The following is a 25,299-nucleotide window of genomic DNA, read 5'->3' on the forward strand; positions in this document are numbered from 1 at the left end:
TATTGCCTAGCACTTAAAGCGCATGATACTCGCCTGCGCGAGGCTTCATCAAGCGGTGGAGTTTTCTCCTTGCTCGCTCTTGATGTGCTCTCCCGTGGCGGCGTGGTCTTTGGCGCTGGGTATGATGAAAATCTCCGCGTCATTCACAAGCCTATATTTTCCCCCGATGAGCTAGACTCCCTGCGCCGCTCCAAATATGTAGAATCCTACATTGGCGAGAGCTTCAAGCAGGTCAAATCCTATCTCAAAGACGGGAGACTCGTGCTATTTAGCGGGGTGCAGTGCCAGATCCATGGGCTGCATAGCTTCCTGCGCAAACCCTATGCCAATCTACTGACAATCGAAGTCATCTGCAACTCTGTCCCAAGCCCCAAAGTGTTTGAAATCTATAAACAAAGCCTGCTTGAAGAAGACGATGAGGTCGTGCTTGATGTGAATTTCCGCGGGAAAGATTATGGCTGGGGCAAGGGGGAGTTTGCCATAAAGACAAAGACAAAGACAAAGACAAAGACAAAGAAATTACCCACTTCTAAAGTCCCTTATATGACTGGATTTTTAGGGCACTACATCACGCGCCCAAGCTGTGAAAACTGCTATGCCAAAGGCTTCAAATCTGGCGCGGATATTACACTTGGTGATTATTGGGGTGTGCATGTCCAGCACCCAGAGTTTGACGATACCAAAGGCGTTACCTGCGCACTTATCCATAGCAAGCAGGGTGCAGACTTTATGGAGGCTATCGCGGATTCTATGGAGATTGTGCCATCAAGCTTTGAAAAAGTCTCCGCATGGAATCAATCGCTCATCAAACCCCACAAATACCCTAGATACCCCTTTATCTCGCGTGAAAAAGTCTTGCGCAATGTGCTTATGACCTATGAGCGCGAGCTTGGTCTCTGCGCTGATAAAAACGGGGGGGGGGGGTAATCCTAGCGCCCAGCGAGCCGCCGCGCAAAACGCCATGCGCGTGCTAAATCGTGCTTTGGTGTTAGATTCTGCGTTTGGCTTGCCAGCAGTATTGAAATGGCGTATTCGCGCGATGATTGGCAAGTGTCTGCCCAAAACACTAAAGCAAAAGCTCAAAAAACTTCTCAAATCCAAATAAACCAACATTGAAAGGAGAAATCATGCAAAACACACAGCAATCTAGTCAAAAGAAAATCCTACGCGTTGTTACTTTCATATTCTGTGAAGAAAATTACGGGCAGATTCTGCAAGCCTATGCGCTTCAGCGTTACCTGCGCAATACCTACCCAGAGCAATACGATGTCAAAGTTATTTGGGGTATGCCTGTGGGGTTTAATAAAAAGGCGTATTTGGTTCATCGTATTCTAGGTAATGGAATCTATGAATTATTGCGTGCGTGTAAAAGAGCGATAAAACCAAGCCAGAATGAGAATCTAACAATCCTTAATATGCGCAAGCGACGCGGATTTAATGAGTTTAAGCAAAAATATATCGCAGTGCATAGCGACTCGCTACAATTCTATCTATTCTGCACCAAGCACCATTACCCAGAGCTACAAGCCGATGTGCTCATCACTGGAAGCGATCAAGTATGGAATGACTGGGGCACCGCACCAGCAGAGAGCGCACTAGGCTATGAATACTCATGGCTGCCCTACTATACGCTAGAGTTCGCTGCGCCAGAGTCCAAGAAAATCGCCTATGCAGCGAGCATGGGGAAGCGGGAGTTTAATAGTGCAGCACATAAAGCATATTTCCAAAAGGCATTGAAAGATTATGCTGTCATAGGCGTGCGTGAGCAATCCAATGTTGATTTACTCGCAAGCGCTGGAGTAGAATCTATCTGCGTGCCAGATCCTACTATGCTGCTGACAAAAGCGCAGTGGGTGGAGCTGGTGGATTCTAGTGCGCTGGATTTGCCTAACAATCTCTCGCAGAGCATTTTTATCTACACCTATGGCGATGAGCGCTTTGGCGGCGATGAGCTTCCTAAGATTCTGGGGGCGCATGATGAGGTCATCGCGGTAAGCAGTGCATGCGACCCGGATTCTAATGACAACTACAATCCCACGCTACAAGAGTGGATCGCATGTATCAAAGGGTGTAAGCTCATGGTCTCTGGCTCATTTCATGGTGCATGCTTCGCAATCATGATGAATACGCCATTTTTCATTTGCAGAATCTCTCATCAAGCAAGCGAGAGTCTTAATACGCGTTTTGAAAATCTCGTGCGTATCTTTGGGCTAGAGGATCGTATCGTCAATAGCCTAGAAGAGCTTCAAGACAAAATCGCGCAAAATCCACCCATAGACTGGGAGCTTGTGAATACCCGCCTAGCGCAATGGCGCAAGGTGGGCGAGGAGTTTTTACAAAAGGTATTATAGATTCTCATGCTCGCGCACATTAAATCTGTGCGCTTTATGGAGATTGCTGGATTCTGTGGAATTTTCGCTCTTGTATCCAAACCTTGAAAAACTTCTTAATCTTTGCTTTTTCTTAAGCTCTTTTTTGGTTATAATGCCAGCTTCACTCCAATAAAGGTATTTACTATGAATAGTTTTTCGAAATTTGGCTTTATTTTAGCGACTTTGGGCAGCTCTATCGGGCTTGGACATATTTGGCGATTCCCCTATATGGCGGGGCAGAATGGTGGTGGTGCGTTTGTGCTGCTTTTCCTAGTGATGACACTATTTGTGGGAGTGGCAATGCTAGTTGGCGAAATGCTCGTGGGGAACAAAACGCAGAAAAACACTGCAGATGCGTTTATAGAGCTTGATGCGAGCCCTAGTAAGCCTTGGAGATTTGCTGGGCTTACTTTGCTTGGTGGTCCTATCATTTTGACATTCTACGCTGTGGTGCTTGGCTGGGTGGTGTTCTACCTCGTGGGCGTGGGGATTGATCTCCCAGAAAATGCTGCTGAAGCTGATGCGGCATTTACAGCACTGCTTACTTCGCATTCGTTTTACCAGATTCTAGGCTTTAGCGCGGTGCTTGGGCTTACTGGGCTTATCGTGTCGCTTGGCGTGAAAGATGGGATTGAAAAGCTTAATCTCGTGCTTATGCCACTGCTTTTTGTTGTTTTCATTGGGCTACTTGTGTATGCAGCGTTTCAGCCCTCATTTATGCAGGCAGTCCATTTTCTCTTTGGATTTCGCTATGAGGATATTAACTTTTCTGTCATTGTGAGCGCTATGGGGCAAATGTGCTTCTCGCTTTCGCTTGGGATTGGGATTATCATCACCTATGCTGCTTCGACAGATTCTAAGCAAAATCTCCTTGAAAGCGCGCTTTATGTGGTTGTCAGTGGAGTGATTATCTCGCTTATTGCTGGGCTGATTATTTTTACATTTGTGTATGAGTATGGAGTAGAATCTAGGGAGGGCACGGGGCTTGTGTTTAAATCTCTGCCAGTGGCATTTAGCAAAATGGGCAGTGTGGGCGTGGTCGTCGCGGTGCTGTTTTTCATCGGGCTGGCATTTGCTGGGATCACTTCGACGATTTCACTGCTTGAGCCAAGCGTGATGTATTTTGTCCAAAAATACAATAAAAGTCGCAAAACTACCACCTGGGTGATCACAGGTGTGATTTATGTGGTGGGGCTTTTATTGATATTCTCGCTCAATAGTGATTACTCTGCTGCACTTAGTGTGTTTGGTAAAGCGCTGTTTGCGTGGGTAGATGCGGCGAGCTCAAATATCATCATGCCTCTTGGTGCGCTTATTAGCATGATTTTCGTGGGCTATGCCATTGGCAAGGAGCGCGTGCGCGAGATGACACGCGGATTTCTTGGTGATTTTGCGTTTGCTCTGTGGTTTTTTATCATTCGCTATATCGTGCCGCTTGTGATTATCATAGCGTGGGTTGGTGTGGTGCTTGAGTAGAATCTAGCGTAAAATCAAAGAAATATTGAGTGCAGTATTGGTGGGAGTGGGTTCTAGAGCAGAATCCCAGAAGCTAAAATAGAATCTAGCAGGCAATCTTCAAGTGGATTCTAAATATTCAGGGAGAATCTATGGGTAAATTTTCTAAGATCGGCTTTGTCCTAGCGACTTTGGGCAGCTCTATCGGGCTTGGACATATTTGGCGATTCCCCTATATGACAGGGCAAATGGGAGGGGGCGCGTTTATTTTGCTGTTTTTCGTGCTGGCTCTTAGCATTGGCGTGAGCTTGCTTGTCGCCGATATGATTATTGGAAACAAGGGCAGAAGCGATGTTGTGGGTTGTTTTGAAGCGCTAGATTCTCACCCTAAAAAGCCATGGCGGTTTGTCGGTATCGCAATCATTGGCGGACCGCTGATTTTGTCGTTTTATGCGGTGATTTTGGGCTGGATTTTGTATTACTTTTTTGCCATAAGCTTCCAGCTCCCCAGCACCATGGAGCTATCAAAGTTTAATTTCATGGAGCTTATGGTCTCTCATGTGTGGTATCAGATTCTAGGCTTTAGCGCGGTGCTTGGCGTTACTGCGCTTATCGTGTCGTTTGGGGTAAAAGATGGGATTGAAAAGCTTAATCTTGTGCTTATGCCACTACTTTTTATCATATTCATCGGGCTACTTGTGTATGCGATGTTTCAGCCCTCATTTATGCAGGCAGTCCATTTTCTCTTTGGATTTCGCTATGAGGACTTGAATGGCAGGGTGCTTGTAGAGGCGATGGCGCAGATGTTTTTCTCGCTCTCCTTGGGTGTAGGGACGATTGTAACCTACGCGGCTGTGAGTCCAAGCAACCAGAATCTGCTTAAATCATCACTATGGGTGGTAATCCCTGGGATTGCAATTTCGCTCATTGTGGGGCTTATTATCTTTACATTTTTCTTTGGCTATGAGGGGGTGCTTGAGAAAGGTGGCGATGGTGGCATGGATTTGGTGTTTATCTCGCTGCCGCTGATTTTTGCCGAGTTTGGCGCTGTTGGGCAGTTTTTATGCTTCGCGTTTCTTGGGGCGCTGATTTTTGCTGGGATCACCTCGACGATTTCGCTGCTCGAGCCAAGCGTATTTTACTTCACGCAGCGCTATAAAGTCTCCAGAATCAAAGCAAGCCTTGCCATTAGCGCGATTGTCTTTGTGCTGGGGCTTTTGGCGATTGACTCCTTTAGGGCATTTTATATAGGGAAGCATTTTACCCCAGAGTTCTATCCTGCGCTTGTAGCTGCTGTGGGTGAGATGAGCAGGGCGTTTTCAAACAATACATTTTTCTTCCTTGATATGATTACAGCAAAAGTTATCATGCCTCTAAGCGCGCTTGCTTCGATTATTTTCCTGGGCTATGCGATGAAAACTCAGCGTGTGCGGGAATTTACACAGGGCTTTCTAAGCCCGCTTTCATTTGCGATTTGGTATGCCATTATCCGCTATGTCGCGCCATTTGTGATTGTCGCGGTGTTTTTATTCCAAATTTTTGCGCAGTGATGTGGGGGTGGCAATGGAGCATTTTGAAGAGAAAATCGCCAAGACAAAAGCAATATTGCAGCAGCTTGGCGCGCAGGATTTAAGTCTCAAAGAGAGTTTGTCGCTCTATAAGCAAGGCATTCAAGAGCTAAAAGCCGCTCAAGAGCTGCTTGAGAAAGCTAAGCTAGAATATGAAGAAATCAAATCCCTAGAGAATTTGGAGTCTCCAGATTCTGGCGCGATGTAGTCTCATGAGCGCACTTCGTATTGAAATTTACCAGCAGCATAGTATCGCGCCAGATGATTCTCGGCTCGCACTTTTTTGTCGCAGGCTTGCCCCTGGCACGCTTGTCGTCCTGCCAGAATACACGCTAAGCGCGTTTTTCACCGATTTGCGCGGGCTTTCAAGCAAGCAGATTCTTCTAGATCAGTCTAGACAGCTAGAATCTTTGGAGTCTCTCTCCCAGCGCTATGCTCTGCATTTCATTGCGCCTATCATCACTGCTGGCAAAAAGCGCCTTTACAAGCAAATTGCGCATATCACACCAGAATCCAGCTTCTACTACATGCAGCAACGACTTATTAGCTACGAGCATTGGAATGAGGTGGAGTATTTTGCCAATCCGCAGCCAAAGCGTTTGGGCACACCTGCAATCTTTAGGCTAGGTGGGTGTAAGATTGCTATGATGTTTGGCTTTGAAATACATTTTGATGAGCTATGGTGCAAGCTTAGGGCACAGGGTGTGGATATTGTCATCATGCCTTGTGCCAATACCTTTGACTCTGCGGCACGCTGGCGTGAGCTGTGCAAAATGCGTGCGTTTCTCAATGGCTGTGCGATCGTGCGAGCAAATCGCGTGGGAGAAGTGCAAGTTGATGGACATACATGGAGATTCTATGGCGATAGTCTTATTGCTATGCCAAATGGAGAGATCCTTGATCATCTGGGCGATACGCAGGAGCGACTCTCTATCACACTACACCGCGAGCAGATCACGCAAATGGCGCGGGAATGGGGATTCCGCGAGGTGTTTGATATCTAGCATGCTTGTGCTGCTCCATAAGCGGCTTTAAGCTTTTTTTCCCTACAATGTCGCCCACTAAACTTTAGGACTATATAGCAAGGATAGCAGTATGGATTTTGATCTCTACCCACAACAAACACTCAAACACAAAAAAATCTACGACCCAACTTCAAACGAAAGCGTAAATGATAGAAAGATATTTGGTGGCAATCCTACTGCTATGTTTGAGCTAACGCGTATCAAATATGAGTGGGCATACAAGCTTTGGAAAACTATGCTAAACAACACTTGGTTCCCAGAGGAAGTAAATATGAACGAAGACAAGCGACACTACCTTGACTTACAGCCTGAAGAGAAGATAGGCTATGATAGGGCATTGGCACAGCTTATTTTCATGGACTCTTTGCAGACAAACAACCTAAACGATAATATCAATCCATTTATCACATCGCCAGAGATAAACTTGCTTTTGATACGCCAGGCGTTCGAGGAGTCGCTTCATAGCCAATCTTACGCTGTCATGGTAGAGTCAATCTCTGCAAACACTGATGAAATCTACGACATGTGGCGTAAAGATATGCAACTACGCAACAAAAACGACTATATCGCGCATATCTACACAGGGCTAGCAGATAACCCCACAGAGCATAACTTCGTCAAAGCACTCTATGCCAATCAAATCCTAGAGGGCATATACTTTTATAGTGGCTTTTGCTTTTTCTATGCGCTAGCTAGACAAGGGCGTATGCTCTCAAGCGCACAGATGATACGATTTATCCAAAGAGATGAAGTTACACACCTGCTCATATTCCAGCACTTGATAAACACTCTACGCAAAGAGAGACCAGATATTTTCACAAAAGCACTAGAGGAAGAAGTGGTAGAGATGTTTAAGCAAGCAGTGCAGGTAGAGATAAATTGGGGTATCTATATCACACAAGGCAAGCTCATGGGACTCACAGAAGAGCTTATCAAAGGCTATATACAATATCTAGCCAAAGAGCGCATGGAGAGAGTAGGACTACCAAAAATCTATGACAATAAAAATACAATCGATTGGGTAAATAGATTTAGTAGCTTCAATGAGCAGAAAACAAACTTCTTCGAAGCTAAGGTTACAAACTATACAAAAGGCGGAGTAGATTTTGATGATTTTTAGAGAATTGACACTACTGCAAATAAAAACCAAGCAGAAATTCCAGGATAACCTAGCGCGCGTCATCGCCGAGTTGGAGAAAAGTAAAAAAGGCTCGATTATCTTAACTCCAGAGCTTGCGTTAAGCGGATTTTGCTACCAGAACATGGACGAGGCGAGCGAGTTTAGTAAGCATGCCACAGAGCAGCTGCTACATGCTAGTAGAGATCGCACGATTATCACCACGATGATTGAGAAAAAAAATCATAAGTTCTATAATAATCTTAAGGTCTTCTCCAATGGCGAGCTTATCCATAAGCAGTCTAAGCATAAGCTTTTTATGCTTGGTGAGGAGCATTTGCATTTTGCTGCTGGAGATGTGGGTGAGATTATTCCATTTCGGCTTAATGGCATGAACTGCGGCGCGCTAGTGTGCTTTGAGTTGCGATTTATTGAGCTTTGGCATAGGCTTCAGGGTGTTGATGTGCTCTTTGTCCCAGCACAATGGGCGCAGGCTCGCAAGGAGCATTTCGAGACGCTATCTCGTGCGCTTGCTATCGCCAATCAATGCTTTGTTGTAGCCTGTAATGCTGCTAGCTTGCATATGGCAAAATCCAGCGCGATAATTAGCCCTTATGGCAAGGTTATCCAAGATGATAGCAAGGAGATCATAACTGCAGAAATTGACATTGCAGAAGTAGAAAAAATGCGCAAATACATCGATGTGGGGCTAAAGGAATGCACCAAATAAAAGGCAGCCTAATGTGCGATGAGATTAGCAGGGGGTTTGCTCTGCACTCTCATGTGCGCAAAGCACTAGAATCTGTCGATCGTGAGATGTTTGTGCCAGAGTTTATGAGACATCTTGCTTATAGTCTTAAGCCTCTGCCTATGGAGGCAGCGCAGTGGGTCTCCTCCCCGCTTACTGTTGCGAAAATGACTCAATACTTAACGCCTGGCGATAGTGTGCTTGAAATTGGCTGTGGGAGCGGGTATCAAGCCATGGTGCTTTCACGCATTTTTCGCCGAGTTTTTAGCATAGAGCGTATAGAATCTCTTTTGCTTGAAGCCCGGGATAGAATCCGTGCAAGCGGTGTGAGCAATATTCACACAAAGCTTGGCGATGGTCAGCAAGGCTGGGCGCAATACGCTCCTTATGATCGCATATTGTTTTCTGCTTGCTTAGAAGGGGATGTCCCAGAGGCGATAATCGAGCAGCTAGAGGAGGGAGGGATTCTCGTTGCTCCCATGTTGTCAATCTCTAGGGAGAGCGTGATTCCTACGCTCACTCTCTCTTCAAGCTCTAATACCCCCAAATCTCAAAGCAAGCAATATATCAAGCGCTTTACTAAGCGTGGCGGAAGATTGTGTGATGAGGAGATTTTGGAGGAATGTTTGTTTGTCCCGGTGGTTAGTGGGGTTGCCAAGTAGGGCGCAAGATGGGGTGCGAGTGATGAAAAGCACAAAAGCCAAGCACACAGCATAGATAAACTATAAAAGAGAGCCAAGAAGCGATGAGAGAGCTAGTAGAATCTTTCAGTATTGCGCCAGATAGGATTTGGCGTGAGATTTTGACACTAGAGTCGCTAGAATCCATGCAGGGCTTTCATGTGTGGCATGGGGTGCTTGGGGTGTGTGTAGGTGTGTTTGCAATGTGGTTGCTTTTCCCAAAAAAGCCCCTGAATGATTTATCAAAACAGCTCCGCGAAATACCACCACAAGCGATTGTGGATTCTCCAGGATCGACAGAATCTGCTTATATTCCACCAGAATCTACTAGCACGCGCTGCTGCTCTCGCTTTCTTTGGGTGGGGCTTGCTGCGCTTGTCTGTGGGATTTTGGGGATCATGGCGGTATCTGGTGTGCTTCTTTTGTGGCTTTTGCCACTTGCGCTCATAATGCTCTTGCTCTGTGCATGGGATATGCGTTACTATGTCGTGCCCGATTGGCTTAATCTCTCTTGGCTTGCACTTGGTGCGATGAAAGGGCTTGCGCCTTTGGCTTTTAGTCATCTCTATACTTCATCTCAAAATCCCATACCAAACTTGGAGCTACTTAGGGGGTTTGGCGTGCCTGAAGCTTTGGATATAGATTCTGGTGTGCTGCAGAATCTATGGGAGATTGTTGATATAGCAGTGTTGCAAGATATGCTTCTGGGTGCTGGACTCATCGCACTGGTGTATATGCTAGGGCTTATGGTAGTGCATAGACAGCTGCTGGGCGAGGGGGATATTATCTTTTGTGCTGGATTTAGTGCGTTGTTTGGTTTTGAGGGTCTGCTTTTAAGCATTTTCTGGGGCTGTGTAGTGGCGTGCGTGCTAGTGCTAGGAGCAAGAATCCAGCACACACGCTTATGTGTAGTGCCGCTTATCCCTTGCATGACTTTAGGGCTTTTTATCGGACTTGGGTTGGGGGTGCTTGCATGATGCAGCGCTATCTTTTCTATGCGGTGGCGCAGGTGTTTTTGCCATTTTTTGTGGTGTTGTTTTTTATCGCTTCTATTGTTTTGCTGATTGGTCTTGCGACGGTTACGCAATTCATTAAGCTCAATATCTGGGATTTGGCACAGATATTTCTCTACTCTATCCCTAATGGAATCTTTTTCATTATCCCTATTACATTTTTTTGTGCGTGTGTGCTGGGGCTCTCTCGGCTTTCGTTTGATTATGAGCTGCTTGTGTTTTTCTCACTTGGGATTTCACCACGCAAGATTCTGCTGCCATTTGTAGGGCTAAGCGCTTTTGCAAGCATTGTGCTATTATTTTTCTCACTAGCTCTTATTCCTCTCTCTAAAAGCGCTTATGGCAATTTCATGGCGCAAAAGCGTGCTGAAGTCAATATCAACATTAAAGCCGGGGAGTTTGGTCAAAAGCTTGGTGATTGGCTTGTTTATGCTGATAAGGCGCAGGATAGGCATTATGAGGGCTTAGTGCTTTTTTCTAGCAATCTAGAATCCCAGGAGACATTTATTGTCGCCAGTGAGGGTGAGATGAGTAATAACGAGGGTGTATTCACGCTGCTTTTGCGCGATGGGAGTGCGTATTTTGCCGCACCAAACAAAGTCGAGCGTGCGGATTTTGCCCAAATGCTTGTGCATACCAAAATTGATGAGATTAACCTTAGCTCCTATGATTTATGGGCATATTGGAAAAGTGCATTTGAAGGTAGCCACTCGCAGGCTAGGCGACTCGCGCAAGCGATTATCACCTCGCTTTTTCCTATTGTGAGCATTTTTCTCATACCGCTTTTTGGTATCGCCAATCCTAGATTCCACAAGAATCTAAGCTATGTGTATTTGCTGCTTAGTGTAGGTGGGTATTTCATCGCTATGCATGTTTTAAGCCAGAATGCGCCATTTATTGGGATATTTGCGTTGCCTATTTTGTGGATTTTAGGTTCATATTTACTATATAGGAAATTTATCCTGCGGCTGTATTAGAGCTTACGCGCGATTTTATGTTGTGAGACTCAACGGGCAAAGAGTAGAGATATCAAGACTCTAAATCTAAAATATACCAAGCTAGGCGACTCTGCTACCAAAGCAAATGCCACCCTCATAGGGCTTTGCATAGGGTAGAGCAGACCTTGATAGCCAAGCAGATAGGCAAAGCGGCACTTTGATGAGACATTATGTGCTATTTTTACCCTCTATCTCTCTTTCTCAAGCACATGTGCGAAAATCACCCCATCAATCCCCTGCCTAGCATATAGCTCTATCTCCTCCCAGCTGGCAATTACCTGTAGCACCTTAGAATCTAACACATAGGAATCTGCAATCTCTTGATACGCCTTTGCACCAGAATCCACAATCACAAAGCGCGGCAAAAAATACGCACTCATAAGAAACTCGCTAACACTCCCCACACGCATAGCAAATGGCATGTGCCAGGACTTAGCGCACTCTGCCAGTGCTAGATCATAGCCAAACCACGCGATAATCTCGCTCTGCACTCTCTCATGCGTCTCTATACCAGAATCTACTTGCGCTGACATAGCGCGCAAACTCGCTAGCTCCTCTTCACTCCCAACTCGCACAAATCGCGCAGGATACACCGCCGCATGCGCCCCGATGATAATCATTTTATTCCTTTATTTTGTGGTTTATCCATAGCCATATTGACCCAAGCACCCCTAAACACGCTTAGCGCATGTAGATTTAGCTTGGCAGGCAATCCTTGGAGCAGTAGAAATTACCTTTAAACCTTATAGCAGAATCTATGGGTGTGAAGCTCCCACATCGTGCGCATGCTACAAGCTCGCATTCATCATGCTCTCTATCTCGCCCAGAATCTGCGCTAGCAGTCCTTGCCTCTAAATCGCCCAAAGGGTTTTTCCCATAGCCTAGCACACGGCGCACGAGCCGCAGCACCAAATATACCAAAACACTAAATGCAATCACCAAGATAAAAAACCGAATCATCACGCCTCCTTATACACATAGATTCTGGCATTATAGCGGTAAAGCTGCACGCCTACATCATAGGGTGCAAGTCCCTCGCAGAAGCTTCTCTCTCCTTTATAGAAAAGATAATGCCCGCCGCTAGCAATCCGCTTACGCCCAAGCTCTAGCAGCGCGCTATTCCCCAAGCTTGCACGCGAGGTGATGAGATCTGGAGCAAACTCCAGTCTAATCTCTTGCGCACGCTTAGATTCTACGCGCACATTTTTGAGCCCTAGTCGCTGCACACAAAATCGCAAAAACGCCGCACGCTTCTTGCGTGGCTCGCTCAGCACAAACGCACTAGAATCGCACAAAATCGCCAATACCAACGCAGGCAGCCCCGCCCCAGAGCCGATGTCAAAGCACAGAGAAAATGGCTTGATGACAAGCAGCGGCAGCGCAGAATCGATAATGTTTTTTTCCATATCAGCCAGAGTGCGAGCGGTGGTAAGATTGTGTGCTTGATTCCACTCTAGCACAAGTGCTGCATAAGATTCTAGGGCAGTTTTCTTTGTCGCAGTGCCACTAAGCGCACCAAGCAGAGAATCTAGCCCCACTATGCCAGCACCCAGATCCTGCATACTCGCTATTTCTTGCATTGTTCACCCTAGATGATAAGCATGCCATCGCCATAGGAGTAGAAGCGATAGCCCTCCTGCAGCGCTTGCGTATAGATCTCTCGCCACATCTCCACGCCCACCATAGAAGCCACAAGCATGATGAGCGTGGATTTGGGTAGGTGAAAATTCGTAAGCAAGGCGTGCCCATAGTGCGGGGGATTGCCTGGGTGGAGAAAGATATCACACTGCGCACTAAAATCGCTAGCCCCTGTTTCAAAAACATTATAAGATCCATTACTAGCGTCTTTGCTTGTGCAATCGCCCGCATACCCGCTCTTATTTCCGTCATCACTCTTGCCATTTGCCACACGACAAAGATACTCTACACTGCGAAGCGCGCTTGTGCCTACGCAGAGACGCTTTTTAGATTCTAGGATTTTTCGCGCATTTGGTGCGCTCACATGCAGCGCTTCTGTATGTATGACATGGCTGCGTATATCTGGGACATTCACGCTAGCAAATGTCCCAGCCCCGATATGCAGCGTGATATAGGCTAAATCAAAGCGTGTGCGCATAGATTCTAGCATTTGCGAGGAGATATGCAACGAAGCTGTAGGCGCAGCAATAGCACCATCGTGGCTAGCGAACACGCTTTGATAATCACTTTGCGCGCAATATGCACTATCTGGCTTGATATAGGGTGGCAGTGGCGTCTGTCCTATTGATTCTAGCATGGCAAGCACTTGGGCATAGGAGAGATACTGCATCTGGGCGCACAGCTCTCTAGGAGCTGGATTTGTTATTTGGGAGTGTGGGGGTTGTGAGAGCTTCGGGGTGGATTGTGGCATGTGTGTGAAAAACCGCACCACGCGATAGCCACTCTCTAGCACCCCTATGATTTGCGCATAGTAATGTGCGCCACACCATAGCACATCACCAACCTTGAGCCTGCCGCGCACTTGGCAGATACAAGGCGCATAGGGCAGCTTAGTAAGAGCAGAGTCTAAATTTGCATATGTGCTAGATTTAAGGCTAGATTCTAGTGCGAAATCTAAATCGGCATGGGTTTGCACAAGCTGGCTCACATCGCGCGCAGCAAATAGTCTGTGGAACAATATCTCGCGCGCCCTTAGCCTAGTCTCGCTAGAATTTGCACCAAGAGCTATGCCCAAGAATTCATGGCTAGATTCTGGGGGTTTGGGGAGCTTTTGGGCATGGATTCTGGCTTTTAGCACGCGCGTATCATTGAGGATAATAAGTGAATCTGGCGGGATAAACTCCAACAAATGCGCAAAAGTTGTATGTGTGATACGCCTGCTTGCTCGATCATACACAAGTAGTCTTGCCTGCTCACGCGGGTAGATTGGGTGATGGGCGATTAGATGCTCTGGCAGAGGGTAGTCGTAGGTGGCAAGTGCGTATGGGTCAGCTTGGGTCATTGTCTGGCTTTTGGGGAGAGTGGCTGGATTCTGGTGCGCGTTTGGCGGGATTGACAAGGCGCGCGATGAGAATCGAGAATCCATAGAGAATCACCAGCGGGATAGCCATGAGTAGCTGGGAAAACGGATCTGGTGGAGTGATAATGGCGGCGATGATAAAAATGATCACCACAGCGTATTTGAAAAAGCCTTTCAAGCTCTCATCGGTAATCATGCCAACTTTTGCCAGAAAATACGCCAGCACAGGTAGCTCAAACGCCACACCAAAGCCTAGCACCACGCGGATAAAAAAGCTCACATAACTTTCAATAGAGATATTGGCTTCAAACATATCGTTCCCAAAGAGCAAAATATACTCAATCATAAATGGAAACACGACATAGTAGGCAAACAACGCCCCCATCGCAAACATCGCCGTGCCAAAAAACACAAAAGGCAAGATGATTTTTTTCTCGTTTTTATACAAGCCTGGCGCGACGAACAGCCACAGCTGCCAAAAAATTATAGGCACGCAAATCGTAAAAGCTGCCAAAAACGCCACACTCATCGCGGAAAAAATCCCCTCTAGTGGAGAGAGCTGCACGAGCAGCCCCTGCACATCGCGCGCAAAGGCATTTTCGATAGGGACTTTGATAACCCCAAAAATCTGCTTCCAAAATGCAAAACACACGATAAATGCTACAACCACGCTAGCAAGGGCAATCATAAGGCGTTTGCGTAAATCTTGAATATGGGGCTTTAGATCTTCAAACATGGCAGACCTTTAAGACTTGGTGCGAGATTTCGCGCGAGATTTGGGCGAGTGTGTCTTGGAGACAGAGGAAGCAGGAGATTTTGCAGCTTTGGCAAGTGCTTTAGATTCTGCTAAAGACTCTTGGTGCGTGGATTCTGGGTATTTTGTGAGTTTGGGGGATTTCAGGAGCTTGGAGGAGGAGGTTTTAGCAGGTTCGCTGGATTTAGTAGATTTGCTAGATTTCACTCTGTCGCCTTTGCTGGACTTTGTTGATTTCACATTTTTCTTGGGCGTGGATTCTGGAGTAGATTCTCTCACCACAACCTCTCCTGCCACACCAGAATCCACCACAGAATCTATGGCGGCAGGATTTTGCGGATTTACGCTTGCTGGTAGTGCCTTGTATTCACTAAAGAGTTCATCAATCTCCTTTAGCTGCATATCTTTGGTAATGGAATCAACCTGGGCATTAAAATGTTCATGATAATTTGAAGCTTCTTTTTGGAGCGCACTAATATGCAGCTCGTTATCGAGAGTTTGTTTGGCATCGTGGATCGTTTTTCGCGCAACTTTTAGAAACTTCACCACATCAATGATGGCTTGGGGAAGCTTGTCAGGACCTAGAAAGATAATGGCGACGATGACAATAACCACAATCTCAAAAAATCCCATACCAAACATAAAAAATCCTAGCAGTCCTAAAATCTACATAGAGTCTAGCGCATTACAAGAGATACTTTAGCAGCATGCTTAGAGCCTTTGCCACCACACCAAAAAACAAGAAAACACAGAAAAACAGCGCACCCACAAGCACGCCTAGTAGCGCATAGCCCAAAAGCGCATATACCACATACCCAAGGCACACCGCACCGCCTATCGCTACGCCGATAAAAAGTCCGCTTAGCACATCAAGGATTGCAGCGAGCTGGTGTGGCAACTAGTGTCCCTCCTCTTCGACAAGCACCGCACCCGCCAAATACACATAAGTAAGAATCATAAATACAAATGCTTGAAGCAATGCCATAAATGCCAAAATAGCAAAAGGCACAACGGGCACAAGCCAAGGCACAAGCATAAGCATAACAAGCAAGAACATATCATCACCCTTGATGTTCCCAAAAAGACGGAATGAAAGCGAGATGATACGAGAAAGATGAGAGATAATTTCGATAGGGAACATCAGCGGCGCAAGCCACTTCACAGGACCCATGAAATGTGCGAAATAGTTGATTACACCTTGGGCGCGAATCCCCTCAAAATGATAGTAGAAAAATACGATAAGCGCTAGCACTAGCGTGAAATCCCACGCAGCTGTGGGAGCTTCAAATCCTGGAATCATTCCAATCACATTGCAGAAAAATACATAAAACCCAATTGTCCCTGCAAGCGGAAAGTATTTGCGCGCTTTTTCCTCGCCGATAACATCTTTTGCCATGTAAAGCATTCCACTAATAGTCGCTTCATAGAGGTTTTGCAGACCAGTGGGGATCACGCGCATATTTCTTGTTGCGAGTCGTGCCATAAACACCGTCACCACAGCACATAAAATCGCATAAAATGCAGTGATGAAGTGGTGATCAGAATTTATCATGCCAGCAAATGTAAATAGTCTCTCTTCCATACAAATCCTTTGCCCTTTGTGGTGTTTGGCTGGATTTTGCCCAAACTTTTCTCAATAGTTTATTAAATTTTGCTTTATTTACTATTTTTTGCATTTAGAGCATGCGTTTCTACACTTTTGTCCATTATTGCATTACCCTAATCATCTCTGTAGATTGCATTTCTTAGGAGCAGAAAAAAGGGGAGGGGGAGAGTAGATTCCAGGCAAACCAGCTTAAAACGCAAAATCGCCAGCCTGACCTTTGTTCATGCTTTTATACACGGCTTTGACATAATCTTGCCGCAGTTGGCAGCTATCAAGATCGTTGCAACCAAAGCAGCCTGGCGCTTGTGGATTATCCTCACTGGGCAGAAGTCCTTTTGCACTTTGGCAAGTGCGTAGCTCCTGGAGCCTGCTCTCTAGCTCGCACTCAAAAACATCACCAATATCACTCATGTGCTTGTTTCCTGAAGAGTCAAATTAAGGATAGCCAAACCCTGGTAACACAAACTTAAATACTAAAGCCAAAAAACCAAATAATCCAAGACCTAGGATTTACATTACCAGAATCTAGCCAAGATCCATGCTGTGCCCACCCTATACATAGTAGCCTCATAGGACGCTTTTGCTCCAACCCTACGCCCCAAATGCCCGAAGCATAGGTAAGAGCATCAAATCCAGCAGAATCTTAGCGTTTGGAGAATTGTGGGCTTCTGCGCGCTTTTCGTTTCCCGTATTTTTTTCGCTCGACCACGCGAGAGTCGCGAGTTAGCAGTCCCTTTGGCTTGAGAATTGCGCGGAACGCTCTGTCGTATTCATTAAGCGCTTTTGAGATTCCATGTCGCACGGCTTCTGCCTGCGCAGAATACCCGCCGCCAAATACATTTGCCTTGATATCCACGGACTTTTCTTGCTTAGTGATAACAAGTGGCTGGAGAAGTTTCTTTTTGATTGCTTCATGTCCGCCAAGCCATTCATTAAGCGACATATCGTTAATTAAAAGTTTCCCACTCCCACTACTAAGCCAGACCTTTGCGATTGCTGTTTTTCTTTTGCCTGTTGCATATACTTTTGCCATTTATGATCCTTTACTTGCTTTTTGTGATTTGCGCTGTGTGTGGGTGCTCGCTGCCTTGATAGACTTTGAGCTTTTTAATCATCGCTCTGCCAAGCTTCGTTTTAGGGAGCATACCGCGCACTGCTAGGTGGTAGAGCTTCTCTGGGCTTTTTTGGAGCATTTCTTCTAAAGTTTTGGATTTTGTGCTACCAAAATATCCAGAATGCGTGAAGTATTCCTTATCTTGCAGCTTTGCACCGCTAAATTTAGCTTTTGTGGCGTTGATGATCACTACAAAGTCCCCACAATCAACATTGGGCGTATAGATAGGCTTGTGCTTGCCGCGTAGTAGCGTGGCGACTTCTGTGATAAGCCGACCAAAGGTCTTGTCTGTCGCATCGATGAGATGCCATTCGCGCGTGATTTCACTCGCTTTCATGGATTGTGTCATATTCATGGATTGTCCTTTTCTGCGTTTTGCGCCGTTGGGGGTAGATTCTGCAAAGAGATTCTACAAAGGCGAAAATAAGCGTGGATTGTAGTATGGATTTACTGAAGTTAGGCTTAAATTAGGCTATTTTTAAGTTTTTAATTTCTGGGGATTACAAAGAATCCAGCGTGGATTCTGGTGGATTGGCACTAGGATTTGTGCTGGCTTGCGTGGTATCCATAGATTGCTTGTCCATACGCTATGCCTCCGTCATTACAAGGCACGCGTGTGTGAAACGCATAGGCGACCCCGCGTTTGCGGAGTAAATACCCTAGAATCTCGCATAAAAGCTTGTTTTGAAACACGCCTCCGCTAAACCCGACACGGAGATTTTCTTGGAGATTTTCACAGCGTTTTTCACGCATGGATTCCCGTGTGGCACTGAAGCGCTTAATGCAATCGCACGCTATATGTGCTAGCGTGTAGAGAAAGCGGTAGGCGATTTGTGGTGCAATTTGCGCAGTGCGCGGGGATTGTGGATTCTGCATGATGGGGGGGCGATTTTCGTCAAGGAAGTCTCCACTAAGGAGATCTTGGCAGATTTGGTAGATCATCTCGCGCCAGTCAATCACCCATAGAGATGTCTGTGTAGCAGAAGTTTCGCCACTTTCATGGATAGTATATGGGTATGGTTCAAGCTCGATGATAGGAGATGCAGACATGCCAGAAGCACTTGCACCAAAATCTCCCCTAATATTGCAAAATCTAAGCGCGCAGGATTCTAGCAGTGCGCCTGCCTCACCCTCGTAGCTTGTGGATTCTAGCAGCCCTAGTATATGTGCCACACCATCGATAAGTCTCCCTACGCTGCTTGTGATAGGGCTTTGCGCAAAATCTTTGCCAGATTCTTTGATAGACTTCTGTGCGAGTGTTTGGAGTATGGCGGGGATTTGTCTCTCATAGCGTGCGATCATCGCTTCATGTTTGGCATGCAGGGCTAGCATATACGCGATACGCGCGATATCCGCGATTGCTCTTTCTCCGCCAAGCAGTGCAAAAGGCATGAAACACCCCACGCGCGTTATCTCCCTAAAATCCCCGTAGAAAAACTCCCCACCCCAAATACTGCCATCTTCGCCTAGTCCGCTTCCGTCCCAAATCACACTTAGGATTTTATGCGTAGCATTTACGCCCACACGCCCTTGCATTTCGTGCAAAATCGCGCAGTGGTGGGCATGGTGGTGAAATATTTGCAAATGTGTGATTTGCCCACGCGCAGCGCGCTTAATTGTGGTTTTTTCGCATGCTTCTTGTGTATTTTGGCGGGAGCTGCGTGCGAGATTCTGGGCGATGAGTGTGCTTTGATAGCGCGGGTGTTTATCGCTGATGATAAGCGCTAGAGAAGAAGCGGAGTCAAGCGCAAGATCCACTCTCTTGTCATCGTAGGTATTTATACCAAAGAGTGCGAGATTGGATTCTAGGCGTGCTTGTGCGCTTGGGCTATCAAGCCTGCCGATGTAGGGCGTGATGATGAGATGATATGCGCGTTTAGGAGAGATGTGTTGCAAGCTAGAGGTGCTAGATTGCGATGTGGAGCCTTTGGGGTAGGGCTGCACAAGTGCTGGTGTGATTTTGTCGTTTGCACCAAGTGCGAGAATCCCACCAGAATCTAGGGTGGGCTTTGTGTTGGACTCCACTCTTGGATTTTGCACAGATTGTTGCGCAAAATCCAAAGGTGCGAGCGGGATAGATTCTGGTGTGATGCCGCGCGCTAGGCGGATAGGGCGTATCGCACCATCGATATAGCGCATGATTGAGTCGTCAATCCCATGCACCACCTCGCGCCCAATGTCCAAAAAATAGCTAGCAATAGATTGAAGCGATGTCAAAGCCTGTGTGCATTCTGTGATGATAGGCTCGCCCGGGAGATTGGCGCTGGTATAGATAATGGGCTTAGGGAAGTGCGCGAGCAGGAGATGGTGCAGTGGTGTGTTTGCTAGCAGTATCCCTATGGTAGCGAGATTTGGTGCGATGTGTGCTAGGGCGAGATATAAGGGATTGGCAGGATTGCTCCAGGCAAGTATGATAGGTGCTTGTGGTGAGCTAAGTGCGCTAGATTCTGCGCGGTTTAGTAAGGCGACTTCTCTAGCCTGGGGCAAATCGCGACACATAATCGCAAATGGCTTTCTCGCACGCTTTTTGCGCTCTCTCAATGTGCGCACAGCTTTGGCATTGCTACTATCACAAATAAATGCGAAGCCTCCTAAGCCTTTGATACAGAGGATTTCGCCTTGCTCTAGGAGCGTGGCAGCGCGCTCTATCGCAGCGTATGCTTGCTCTATCACCACCCCGCTGGAGTCTAGTAGGCGAAGTGGGATCGCGCATTTGGAGCAGGAGAGTGGCTGCGCATGGAAAAACCGACTACCAGATGTCCTAAAATCCCGCTCACACTCATCGCACAGCGCGAAATCCCGCATACTCGTGCGCTCTCTATCATAGGGTAGGGTGTGCATGATAGTATATCGCGCGCCACAGAGTGTGCAGGCAGTGAGATGATAGCGATAGAAGCGCGAGCGTTTATCAAACAAATCACGCAGGCATGCAGGACAGGTGGCAGAATCTGTGGGGAGATTCATAGGCTCTTGTGCGTGAGGCTTTAGCTGGGTGTGGGTGCTAGGCGCAGTGACAGAATCTAGGATATAGAAGCATGGGCGCTGTGGTTGCGTGGTGCTGGCGGATTGATTTGTGGCTTGGTTTGTATGGCTAGCAGAATCTATGGGGGCGTATTTGGCGTGGAGTGTGCGTAGCTGGCTTAGGCTAGATTCTAGGCTTGGGATTTGGGCTTTGGCGGATTCTGGGGCAAAATCTAGGGAAAAACACTCAATCTGCGTGATTTTGGCAAATGGCGCAAGCGGTAGCATAGAATCTACTTCAAAACTCCTAGAATCTGCTTTGTAACTAGATTCTGCTTCCCCCCATTTAACTGCCCTAGAGCTTCCTTTATCTTTAAAGCCTGCGCCGCACTCCGCGCTAAAAAGCCCAGAGAGAAACGCGCATAGCAGGCTTTGGGCATACACCGCGCCACCTCCACTAAGCAGAGATAGCATGGAGGGTTTGGTAAGTGAGAGTCGCAGTGGGTAGAATCGCACAAAGTGCGAGATTTTAGATTCTGGGGCTTGTAGGCTCGGGCTACAAGCTAGCAAGACAATCGCGCAGCTTGAGTCATTATACACGCCACCTTGCAGCCCAAGCTCTGTGGCGATACGATACACGCTAGGGCGGAATCCCACCCCCTGCACGACTCCAGAGAATCTACAAACAAGCATTTTATACCCTAATACAGCTGCATACTCACGCAGTGTAAGCTTCCGTGCCACTCTATGAGTGTGCGTGCATGCACGCCTAGCACCTTGCGATCGGGCAGGGCAGAGCGCAGGAGACGAAGTGCAAGATCATCGCTTGACTCATCATAGATTGGCACAAGCAGCGCGCCATTGACAAAAAGAAAATTCACATAGCTTGCGGGTAGTCGCTCGCCACTCTCGTCATAAATCGCTGGGACAAAAGGCAGAGCGATGAGGTTATATGGCTCGCCGTTCTTGGTGCGAAGTGCTTGGAGCTCGCGCTCCATGAGCTTTAGCTCTGTGTAGTGTTCATCGTGCTCATCATCGCAGGAGACATAGGCGATTGTATGCTCATCAATAAAGCGCGCGAGCATATCCACATGACTATCAGTATCATCGCCACGCAGATAGCCATGCTCTAGCCATAGCACGCGATCAATCCCTAGAATCTCGCGTAGGCTTGATTCTAGCTCTAATTTGGTGAGTGTGGGGTTGCGGTTAGGTTCAAGGAGGCAGGCAGTGGTAGTGAGAATACTCCCAGCTCCATCGCTATCGATACTTCCGCCCTCCAGCACGAGCGCATGGGACTCTAGCACGCCTGTAATCGCACCTAGCGTATGGAGGTGGCGTGTGATTTGGTTGTCAAAATTTGCAGGATATTTGAGCCCCCAGCCATTGAAGTTGAAATGAAGCAAGAGATTGGATTCTGGTTTTATAGATTTTGCTGTGGCAGAATCTAAATCTAGCGCACAAGTGATTGCACCAAAATCCCGCGCCCATGTGTCGTTTGTAGGCACAAATGCAAGTGTGATAGATTCTGTAAGGGCTAGGGTGGTAAATGGCGTAATCTCAAGTGAGCATGGCACATCTGGCGCGAAACGCGCACAAATTGCTTGAAGCCCAGCATAATCTTCACAATCAATACACACAAGCACATTCTCAAAAGCGATGATGGATTCTATGATATGCAAGAAGCACTCGCGTGCGCGATCGATCTGGCTCGCCCAGTCGCTACGCTCATGCGGGAAGCTAAGTAGCACTGCGCGCTGGTGCTCCCACTCTGCACGCAAACGCCGTGGGAGATGATGTGTGCGGGTTTGTGCTTGATTTGGTGTGTATCGTGCGTTCATGGCATGCCTTTGTGTGAAGATTGCGTGCAAAGATCGTGCAAAGATAATGTTAGCCCAGAGTCGAGCGAAAATCATGCGCGCATTGTAGCAAAATCTACACTAGCTTGCTTGGATAAGGGGCTTGAGGCTTGACTAGGAGCGCGCGAGATTTAAGCAGCGTGTTAGATTCTGGGTGCTACAATGCGCGCCCATGGGGTCGACTTGGCTTCGACAGGATATGTTCCCCTTGAGTGCATGTCGGCTTGATCGCCGTAAAACGATTGACAAAATAAACGCAAACAACGCGAACTTCGCTCCAGCTTACGCAAAAGCCGCGTAAGTTTAACTCTCTTAGGAGCCGATCATACAAGCGAGACTAGCGCGCTTGCTTGGTCGTTACTTTTGCTAGTTGCCTCTGTATCAGTGCCTGGGATATGGAGAAAGATTTGGGCTTTTTGCGCGTGTGAGTTTGGGGTCTTAGCGCGCGAGAATTTAAAACCCCACCCTTAAGCATGTCGAGCTCTTGTAGGTAGCGTATTTTGGACTGGGGTTCAACTCCCCACGACTCCACCATTGTGCTTGGCTTAATATCCCCGTATCAATTCTGCTCTACATTTTTTCTGTTTTTCTTCGTATTGTTTCTCTGTCTTATAAAATCTAGTGTGCCCCATGTTGCTAGTTTAGTTTATCAAGGTGCGTTGTTGCTACTCTACCAGCCGCGCACGAGCGCATGGCATTTCATGCAGTTGTAGTCTAGCTGCTGGAATGCTTCGTATGCGCGGATTTTGTCATTGTCTTTGAGAAATTTTTCAAGCGCTATGCGATTTTCCTTGATATTGCGGAGAAATGATGAAATGATTGGCGAGTAGTTGATGTGCTTTTCATCAAGAAACATATCGATATTAAATTTCTGCAGGGTATTGAAATCGACTTTGTGCTTTTCTATGCCCTCTTGGACGATGTCAAATTTGTTGAGAAAAAAGCCCCTCTGTATGAGATCAGAATCGCGCTGGAGGTATTGCATGATTTCGATGATATTAGAATCCAGCGCATGCGCAGAGCAGGAGAATAGTGCGATGAGTATGAGTTTTTTTAGCATGGCAATCCTTTGGGTGATTTTGTGTATTGTATAATACAAGCGCGTAAAATCAGCTAAAGGACACACATGCGCCGCTCCGCCTACTCAATCACATATATCGCGACTATCGCGCTCACACTCTGCGCTTTGCTTGTGCTTGGGTGGTTGTTTGGCTCACGCTCTGTGGCAAGCTTTGTTATAGCGTATGGCTCGAGTTTGCTTGTCATTTTAAGCTCCTATCATGCTGTGCGAAAGCGCTTAGACAAAGAGCTGGTAGATACCGCAGATTTACCGCAATCCACTTACCAATCCCCCCAAGACTCCCCACCAGAATCCACTTCGCCAGAATCTGTCTCGCCAGAATCCCGCAAGCCCTCATTCCTCTCGCGCTTTATCCTGGGGATTCAAATTTCGTTTGGACTCTATCGTTTGCTCTCCTATGTTGTGCTCATTGCTGGAGTGGTGGTGCTTATGCACTATGGGGCGTTCCAGATTATAAGCTATGTCGCCGGTGTGCTGCTTTGCGCTATTGGCGTGGCACTACTCGCGCGCGCTCATCTCAAGCGTTTGGAGTCAAGTCCAGATTCTCTATCAAAATAACCCACAAGCCCTCAAGCTCCACATAATCACCAGCCCATAAAGCCTAAGCACCTTGCCTATGGCTCTAGGGCGAGTGTGGCTTTGGTCTGGCGCGCGATTGGGATATATTCTTTTGGCTTGTCCATATCATGGCAGTAGTCGCAGGCGTGAAAAAAGTCCTGCGCGTAAAATTGCATGATTTTGTAGCGATTGCAAGTAGAATCTAGCGAGACAAAATCCCCGCTAAATTCTTTAAGCCCCTTAAGCCGAGAGAGTGAGCTAGCAATAGGGCAAAGAAACATCTCGCCTGCACTCTGTGCTGCCCCCCCCCCCTATGAGATTTTTGGACTCTCCTATGCTAGAGTTTTGCGCGCTAGAGTCGTTTGCCCTAGAATCTGCACCTTTCAAAATATCCTCATGGCTCATCACGCTTACGCATTGCATTAAGCAAGCGCGGAAATTGCGCACGATGTCCTCGCGCGTGCGATTGCGCTTGTAGATTTTACCAGGGGCAAACCAAGCTGTGTTCTCATCTTGCCACAAGCAGGAGTTTCGAATATGGTGCGCATCTAGGGTTTGCGTGATTTTCTCAATATGTAGCTTGATGTCAAGGTTTGGGGACTTTGTGTAGTCGCTGATACTCACCCAGGACTTGTGGCTTTTGCTTAGGGCATCTAGGAGGGCTGGCTTTGGGATAATCGTGCCATTTGTTACGATGTCAAAGGTTTTGACTTTAGGCATGCTATCAAGCAGGGTTACGACTTTATCAATATCTTTGAACAGTAGTGGCTCTCCGCCGATAATCCGCACCCACGAGATAGAATCCACATGTTTTATGAGCTCTTGCAATGCGCGCGTGATCCCTTCTAGCGAGCAGGTGTAGGCAGTTTTGGAGTCAAAATATTGCATGAGATTGTTGCAGGACTCACAGCGCAGTGAGCAGCGCGTGGTAAGCACAAGCTCAAAGTAGGGCATATCAAGCTTGCCTAGCAAAAAGCGCGTGTAAAATTTCGCACGCAAGTAGAGTGTAAGTGGCTCATAGTGCGCGTAGGATTCTGGCATGATAGAGTCAAGTGCTAGTAGGAGTTTTCGCAGGACAAGCAGCGGAAGCAGATAAATCGCGCGCGCTGGATATTTGCGCAGCATAGCCTTATAGTTTATTGTTGAAAAAGCAAATTTTGCTTTTTCAACATTGCGTGAGAAATAGCGCAGGCGCAGCATATCATCGCGCAAATAGCGCAGTCGCGTGGAAAGCTTGCTAAAATCTGGCGCAGCCGCGTGGGCTTGGGCGATGTCTTGCATAGGTTGTATTGGACTAGGCATGGATACTCCTTGATGTGGTTGGTTTGATGATGCGCTTTACCGCTCGTTTCATCATGCGCAGCACTGCATAGAGCGTGGGGGCATAGGCGA

29 protein-coding genes and 1 other RNA gene are annotated in these 25,299 nt (G+C 47.1%); 14 read left to right on the plus strand and 16 right to left on the minus strand.

Annotated elements, in window-relative coordinates; translation table 11 throughout:
* From Q0171_RS02380 to Q0171_RS02435, 12 genes are all read left to right on the plus strand, one after another.
* Positions 1–927 (plus strand): Coenzyme F420 hydrogenase/dehydrogenase, beta subunit C-terminal domain (locus tag Q0171_RS02380; RefSeq protein WP_299326329.1); only part of this gene is annotated, 927 nt, incomplete at its 5' end.
* Positions 878–1,105 (plus strand): hypothetical protein, encoded by a 228-nt coding sequence (locus Q0171_RS02385; protein ID WP_299326332.1) that lies wholly within the window; start codon positions 878–880, stop codon positions 1,103–1,105. The genes Q0171_RS02380 and Q0171_RS02385, both read left to right, overlap by 50 nt.
* Positions 1,106–1,127: 22 nt before the next feature.
* Positions 1,128–2,351, plus strand: a complete 1,224-nt coding sequence (locus Q0171_RS02390) for a polysaccharide pyruvyl transferase family protein (protein WP_299326335.1) — start codon at positions 1,128–1,130, stop codon at positions 2,349–2,351.
* Between the two features lie 165 nt (positions 2,352–2,516).
* Positions 2,517–3,848, plus strand: a complete 1,332-nt coding sequence (locus Q0171_RS02395) for a sodium-dependent transporter (protein WP_299326338.1) — start codon at positions 2,517–2,519, stop codon at positions 3,846–3,848.
* Positions 3,849–3,979: 131 nt separating this feature from the next.
* Entirely contained in the window at positions 3,980–5,377 is a 1,398-nt protein-coding gene (locus Q0171_RS02400; protein ID WP_299326342.1) for a sodium-dependent transporter, read from the plus strand.
* 13 nt (positions 5,378–5,390) lie between these two features.
* Positions 5,391–5,603 carry an exodeoxyribonuclease VII small subunit gene (gene xseB / locus Q0171_RS02405; protein ID WP_299326345.1) on the plus strand — a complete coding sequence of 71 codons (213 nt, stop codon included), beginning with the start codon at positions 5,391–5,393 and terminating at the stop codon, positions 5,601–5,603.
* Positions 5,604–5,607: 4 nt separating this feature from the next.
* Complete coding sequence (locus Q0171_RS02410; RefSeq protein ID WP_299326348.1) at positions 5,608–6,399, plus strand: carbon-nitrogen hydrolase family protein; 792 nt, start codon at positions 5,608–5,610, stop codon at positions 6,397–6,399.
* 91 nt (positions 6,400–6,490) lie between these two features.
* Complete coding sequence (locus Q0171_RS02415; RefSeq protein WP_299326351.1) at positions 6,491–7,540, plus strand: ribonucleotide-diphosphate reductase subunit beta; 1,050 nt, start codon at positions 6,491–6,493, stop codon at positions 7,538–7,540.
* Positions 7,530–8,267 (plus strand): nitrilase-related carbon-nitrogen hydrolase, encoded by a 738-nt coding sequence (locus Q0171_RS02420; protein ID WP_299326353.1) that lies wholly within the window; start codon positions 7,530–7,532, stop codon positions 8,265–8,267. Before Q0171_RS02415 ends, Q0171_RS02420 begins: the two co-directional genes overlap by 11 nt.
* Positions 8,255–8,947, plus strand: coding sequence for a protein-L-isoaspartate(D-aspartate) O-methyltransferase (locus Q0171_RS02425; RefSeq protein ID WP_299326356.1), 693 nt, complete (start codon positions 8,255–8,257; stop codon positions 8,945–8,947). The genes Q0171_RS02420 and Q0171_RS02425 overlap by 13 nt, the downstream gene beginning before the upstream one ends.
* Before the next feature lie 83 nt (positions 8,948–9,030).
* Positions 9,031–9,942, plus strand: a complete 912-nt coding sequence (locus Q0171_RS02430; RefSeq protein ID WP_299326358.1) for a prepilin peptidase — start codon at positions 9,031–9,033, stop codon at positions 9,940–9,942.
* The gene (locus Q0171_RS02435) at positions 9,939–10,955 is read left to right on the plus strand and encodes an LptF/LptG family permease (RefSeq protein ID WP_299326360.1); all 1,017 of its coding nucleotides are present in this window, start codon (positions 9,939–9,941) and stop codon (positions 10,953–10,955) included. The genes Q0171_RS02430 and Q0171_RS02435 overlap by 4 nt, the downstream gene beginning before the upstream one ends.
* 209 nt (positions 10,956–11,164) lie before the next feature.
* Here the strand turns inward: Q0171_RS02435 and Q0171_RS02440 are convergent, their stop codons facing one another.
* From Q0171_RS02440 to Q0171_RS02500, 13 genes are all read right to left on the minus strand, one after another.
* Positions 11,165–11,596, minus strand: coding sequence for a hypothetical protein (locus Q0171_RS02440; RefSeq protein WP_299326363.1), 432 nt, complete (start codon positions 11,594–11,596; stop codon positions 11,165–11,167).
* 76 nt (positions 11,597–11,672) lie between these two features.
* Positions 11,673–11,936: a hypothetical protein gene (locus tag Q0171_RS02445; protein WP_299326366.1), complete on the minus strand. Its 264-nt coding sequence runs from the start codon at positions 11,934–11,936 to the stop codon at positions 11,673–11,675.
* Positions 11,936–12,556 (minus strand): 16S rRNA (guanine(527)-N(7))-methyltransferase RsmG, encoded by a 621-nt coding sequence (rsmG, locus tag Q0171_RS02450; protein WP_299326369.1) that lies wholly within the window; start codon positions 12,554–12,556, stop codon positions 11,936–11,938. The genes Q0171_RS02445 and rsmG overlap by 1 nt, the downstream gene beginning before the upstream one ends.
* Positions 12,557–12,564: 8 nt before the next feature.
* On the minus strand, positions 12,565–14,040 hold the full coding sequence (locus Q0171_RS02455; protein ID WP_366113652.1) for an S-adenosylmethionine:tRNA ribosyltransferase-isomerase: 1,476 nt from the start codon (positions 14,038–14,040) through the stop codon (positions 12,565–12,567).
* Positions 13,943–14,710 carry a twin-arginine translocase subunit TatC gene (tatC, locus tag Q0171_RS02460; protein WP_299326372.1) on the minus strand — a complete coding sequence of 256 codons (768 nt, stop codon included), beginning with the start codon at positions 14,708–14,710 and terminating at the stop codon, positions 13,943–13,945. Before tatC ends, Q0171_RS02455 begins: the two co-directional genes overlap by 98 nt.
* 9 nt (positions 14,711–14,719) lie before the next feature.
* Positions 14,720–15,370 carry a Sec-independent protein translocase protein TatB gene (gene tatB / locus Q0171_RS02465; RefSeq protein WP_299326375.1) on the minus strand — a complete coding sequence of 217 codons (651 nt, stop codon included), beginning with the start codon at positions 15,368–15,370 and terminating at the stop codon, positions 14,720–14,722.
* Between the two features lie 43 nt (positions 15,371–15,413).
* On the minus strand, positions 15,414–15,626 hold the full coding sequence (locus Q0171_RS02470; protein WP_299326377.1) for a hypothetical protein: 213 nt from the start codon (positions 15,624–15,626) through the stop codon (positions 15,414–15,416).
* Positions 15,627–16,310: a F0F1 ATP synthase subunit A gene (locus tag Q0171_RS02475; RefSeq protein ID WP_299326379.1), complete on the minus strand. Its 684-nt coding sequence runs from the start codon at positions 16,308–16,310 to the stop codon at positions 15,627–15,629. It lies immediately after the preceding gene.
* 213 nt (positions 16,311–16,523) lie between these two features.
* On the minus strand, positions 16,524–16,745 hold the full coding sequence (locus tag Q0171_RS02480) for a hypothetical protein (RefSeq protein ID WP_299326382.1): 222 nt from the start codon (positions 16,743–16,745) through the stop codon (positions 16,524–16,526).
* A gap of 232 nt (positions 16,746–16,977) precedes the next feature.
* A complete protein-coding gene (rpsI, locus tag Q0171_RS02485) occupies positions 16,978–17,367 on the minus strand; it encodes a 30S ribosomal protein S9 (protein WP_299326385.1) in 390 nt (129 codons plus the stop codon).
* A 10-nt stretch (positions 17,368–17,377) separates the two neighbouring features.
* On the minus strand, positions 17,378–17,797 hold the full coding sequence (gene rplM, locus Q0171_RS02490; RefSeq protein ID WP_299326407.1) for a 50S ribosomal protein L13: 420 nt from the start codon (positions 17,795–17,797) through the stop codon (positions 17,378–17,380).
* 188 nt (positions 17,798–17,985) lie between these two features.
* Entirely contained in the window at positions 17,986–21,102 is a 3,117-nt protein-coding gene (locus Q0171_RS02495; RefSeq protein ID WP_299326388.1) for a carbamoyltransferase HypF, read from the minus strand.
* Between the two features lie 8 nt (positions 21,103–21,110).
* The gene (locus tag Q0171_RS02500; RefSeq protein ID WP_299326390.1) at positions 21,111–22,250 is read right to left on the minus strand and encodes an agmatine deiminase family protein; all 1,140 of its coding nucleotides are present in this window, start codon (positions 22,248–22,250) and stop codon (positions 21,111–21,113) included.
* 192 nt (positions 22,251–22,442) lie between these two features.
* Here Q0171_RS02500 and ssrA point away from each other — a divergent pair.
* Positions 22,443–22,802, plus strand: a transfer-messenger RNA (tmRNA) gene (ssrA, locus tag Q0171_RS02505).
* Between the two features lie 136 nt (positions 22,803–22,938).
* Here ssrA and Q0171_RS02510 read toward each other — a convergent pair.
* Entirely contained in the window at positions 22,939–23,328 is a 390-nt protein-coding gene (locus tag Q0171_RS02510) for a hypothetical protein (protein ID WP_299326392.1), read from the minus strand.
* A gap of 66 nt (positions 23,329–23,394) precedes the next feature.
* On the opposite strand from Q0171_RS02510, the gene Q0171_RS02515 reads away from it, so the two are divergent.
* Positions 23,395–23,907 (plus strand): hypothetical protein, encoded by a 513-nt coding sequence (locus tag Q0171_RS02515; RefSeq protein WP_299326395.1) that lies wholly within the window; start codon positions 23,395–23,397, stop codon positions 23,905–23,907.
* A 56-nt stretch (positions 23,908–23,963) separates the two neighbouring features.
* On the opposite strand, the gene Q0171_RS02520 is transcribed toward Q0171_RS02515, so the two are convergent.
* Together Q0171_RS02520 and Q0171_RS02525 are read right to left on the minus strand one after the other, a co-directional pair.
* The gene (locus Q0171_RS02520) at positions 23,964–24,188 is read right to left on the minus strand and encodes a hypothetical protein (RefSeq protein ID WP_299326398.1); all 225 of its coding nucleotides are present in this window, start codon (positions 24,186–24,188) and stop codon (positions 23,964–23,966) included.
* Positions 24,166–25,209 (minus strand): radical SAM protein, encoded by a 1,044-nt coding sequence (locus tag Q0171_RS02525; protein WP_299326401.1) that lies wholly within the window; start codon positions 25,207–25,209, stop codon positions 24,166–24,168. The genes Q0171_RS02520 and Q0171_RS02525 overlap by 23 nt, the downstream gene beginning before the upstream one ends.
* Positions 25,210–25,299: the final 90 nt, after the last annotated feature.

Origin of the sequence: uncultured Helicobacter sp. (assembly GCF_937906905.1) — a bacterium.
Classification (GTDB): domain Bacteria; phylum Campylobacterota; class Campylobacteria; order Campylobacterales; family Helicobacteraceae; genus Helicobacter_B.

What these genes read in the sequence shown, in the direction of transcription:
- Q0171_RS02525 (WP_299326401.1), bottom strand. Translation starts at nt 25,209, where the DNA reads ATGCCTAGTCCAATACAACCTATGCAAGACATCGCCCAAGCCCACGCG.
- rpsI (WP_299326385.1), bottom strand. Translation starts at nt 17,367, where the DNA reads ATGGCAAAAGTATATGCAACAGGCAAAAGAAAAACAGCAATCGCAAAG.
- Q0171_RS02500 (WP_299326390.1), bottom strand. Translation starts at nt 22,250, where the DNA reads ATGAACGCACGATACACACCAAATCAAGCACAAACCCGCACACATCAT.
- Q0171_RS02420 (WP_299326353.1), top strand. Translation starts at nt 7,530, where the DNA reads ATGATTTTTAGAGAATTGACACTACTGCAAATAAAAACCAAGCAGAAA.
- Q0171_RS02475 (WP_299326379.1), bottom strand. Translation starts at nt 16,310, where the DNA reads ATGGAAGAGAGACTATTTACATTTGCTGGCATGATAAATTCTGATCAC.
- Q0171_RS02440 (WP_299326363.1), bottom strand. Translation starts at nt 11,596, where the DNA reads ATGATTATCATCGGGGCGCATGCGGCGGTGTATCCTGCGCGATTTGTG.
- Q0171_RS02395 (WP_299326338.1), top strand. Translation starts at nt 2,517, where the DNA reads ATGAATAGTTTTTCGAAATTTGGCTTTATTTTAGCGACTTTGGGCAGC.
- Q0171_RS02400 (WP_299326342.1), top strand. Translation starts at nt 3,980, where the DNA reads ATGGGTAAATTTTCTAAGATCGGCTTTGTCCTAGCGACTTTGGGCAGC.
- Q0171_RS02430 (WP_299326358.1), top strand. Translation starts at nt 9,031, where the DNA reads ATGAGAGAGCTAGTAGAATCTTTCAGTATTGCGCCAGATAGGATTTGG.
- Q0171_RS02520 (WP_299326398.1), bottom strand. Translation starts at nt 24,188, where the DNA reads ATGTTTCTTTGCCCTATTGCTAGCTCACTCTCTCGGCTTAAGGGGCTT.
- Q0171_RS02455 (WP_366113652.1), bottom strand. Translation starts at nt 14,040, where the DNA reads ATGGATTCTCGATTCTCATCGCGCGCCTTGTCAATCCCGCCAAACGCG.
- Q0171_RS02410 (WP_299326348.1), top strand. Translation starts at nt 5,608, where the DNA reads ATGAGCGCACTTCGTATTGAAATTTACCAGCAGCATAGTATCGCGCCA.
- xseB (WP_299326345.1), top strand. Translation starts at nt 5,391, where the DNA reads ATGGAGCATTTTGAAGAGAAAATCGCCAAGACAAAAGCAATATTGCAG.
- Q0171_RS02515 (WP_299326395.1), top strand. Translation starts at nt 23,395, where the DNA reads ATGCGCCGCTCCGCCTACTCAATCACATATATCGCGACTATCGCGCTC.
- rsmG (WP_299326369.1), bottom strand. Translation starts at nt 12,556, where the DNA reads ATGCAAGAAATAGCGAGTATGCAGGATCTGGGTGCTGGCATAGTGGGG.
- Q0171_RS02435 (WP_299326360.1), top strand. Translation starts at nt 9,939, where the DNA reads ATGATGCAGCGCTATCTTTTCTATGCGGTGGCGCAGGTGTTTTTGCCA.
- Q0171_RS02445 (WP_299326366.1), bottom strand. Translation starts at nt 11,936, where the DNA reads ATGATTCGGTTTTTTATCTTGGTGATTGCATTTAGTGTTTTGGTATAT.
- Q0171_RS02415 (WP_299326351.1), top strand. Translation starts at nt 6,491, where the DNA reads ATGGATTTTGATCTCTACCCACAACAAACACTCAAACACAAAAAAATC.
- Q0171_RS02495 (WP_299326388.1), bottom strand. Translation starts at nt 21,102, where the DNA reads ATGCTTGTTTGTAGATTCTCTGGAGTCGTGCAGGGGGTGGGATTCCGC.
- tatC (WP_299326372.1), bottom strand. Translation starts at nt 14,710, where the DNA reads ATGTTTGAAGATCTAAAGCCCCATATTCAAGATTTACGCAAACGCCTT.
- tatB (WP_299326375.1), bottom strand. Translation starts at nt 15,370, where the DNA reads ATGTTTGGTATGGGATTTTTTGAGATTGTGGTTATTGTCATCGTCGCC.
- Q0171_RS02390 (WP_299326335.1), top strand. Translation starts at nt 1,128, where the DNA reads ATGCAAAACACACAGCAATCTAGTCAAAAGAAAATCCTACGCGTTGTT.
- Q0171_RS02510 (WP_299326392.1), bottom strand. Translation starts at nt 23,328, where the DNA reads ATGCTAAAAAAACTCATACTCATCGCACTATTCTCCTGCTCTGCGCAT.
- rplM (WP_299326407.1), bottom strand. Translation starts at nt 17,797, where the DNA reads ATGACACAATCCATGAAAGCGAGTGAAATCACGCGCGAATGGCATCTC.
- Q0171_RS02385 (WP_299326332.1), top strand. Translation starts at nt 878, where the DNA reads ATGAGCGCGAGCTTGGTCTCTGCGCTGATAAAAACGGGGGGGGGGGGT.
- Q0171_RS02480 (WP_299326382.1), bottom strand. Translation starts at nt 16,745, where the DNA reads ATGAGTGATATTGGTGATGTTTTTGAGTGCGAGCTAGAGAGCAGGCTC.
- Q0171_RS02425 (WP_299326356.1), top strand. Translation starts at nt 8,255, where the DNA reads ATGCACCAAATAAAAGGCAGCCTAATGTGCGATGAGATTAGCAGGGGG.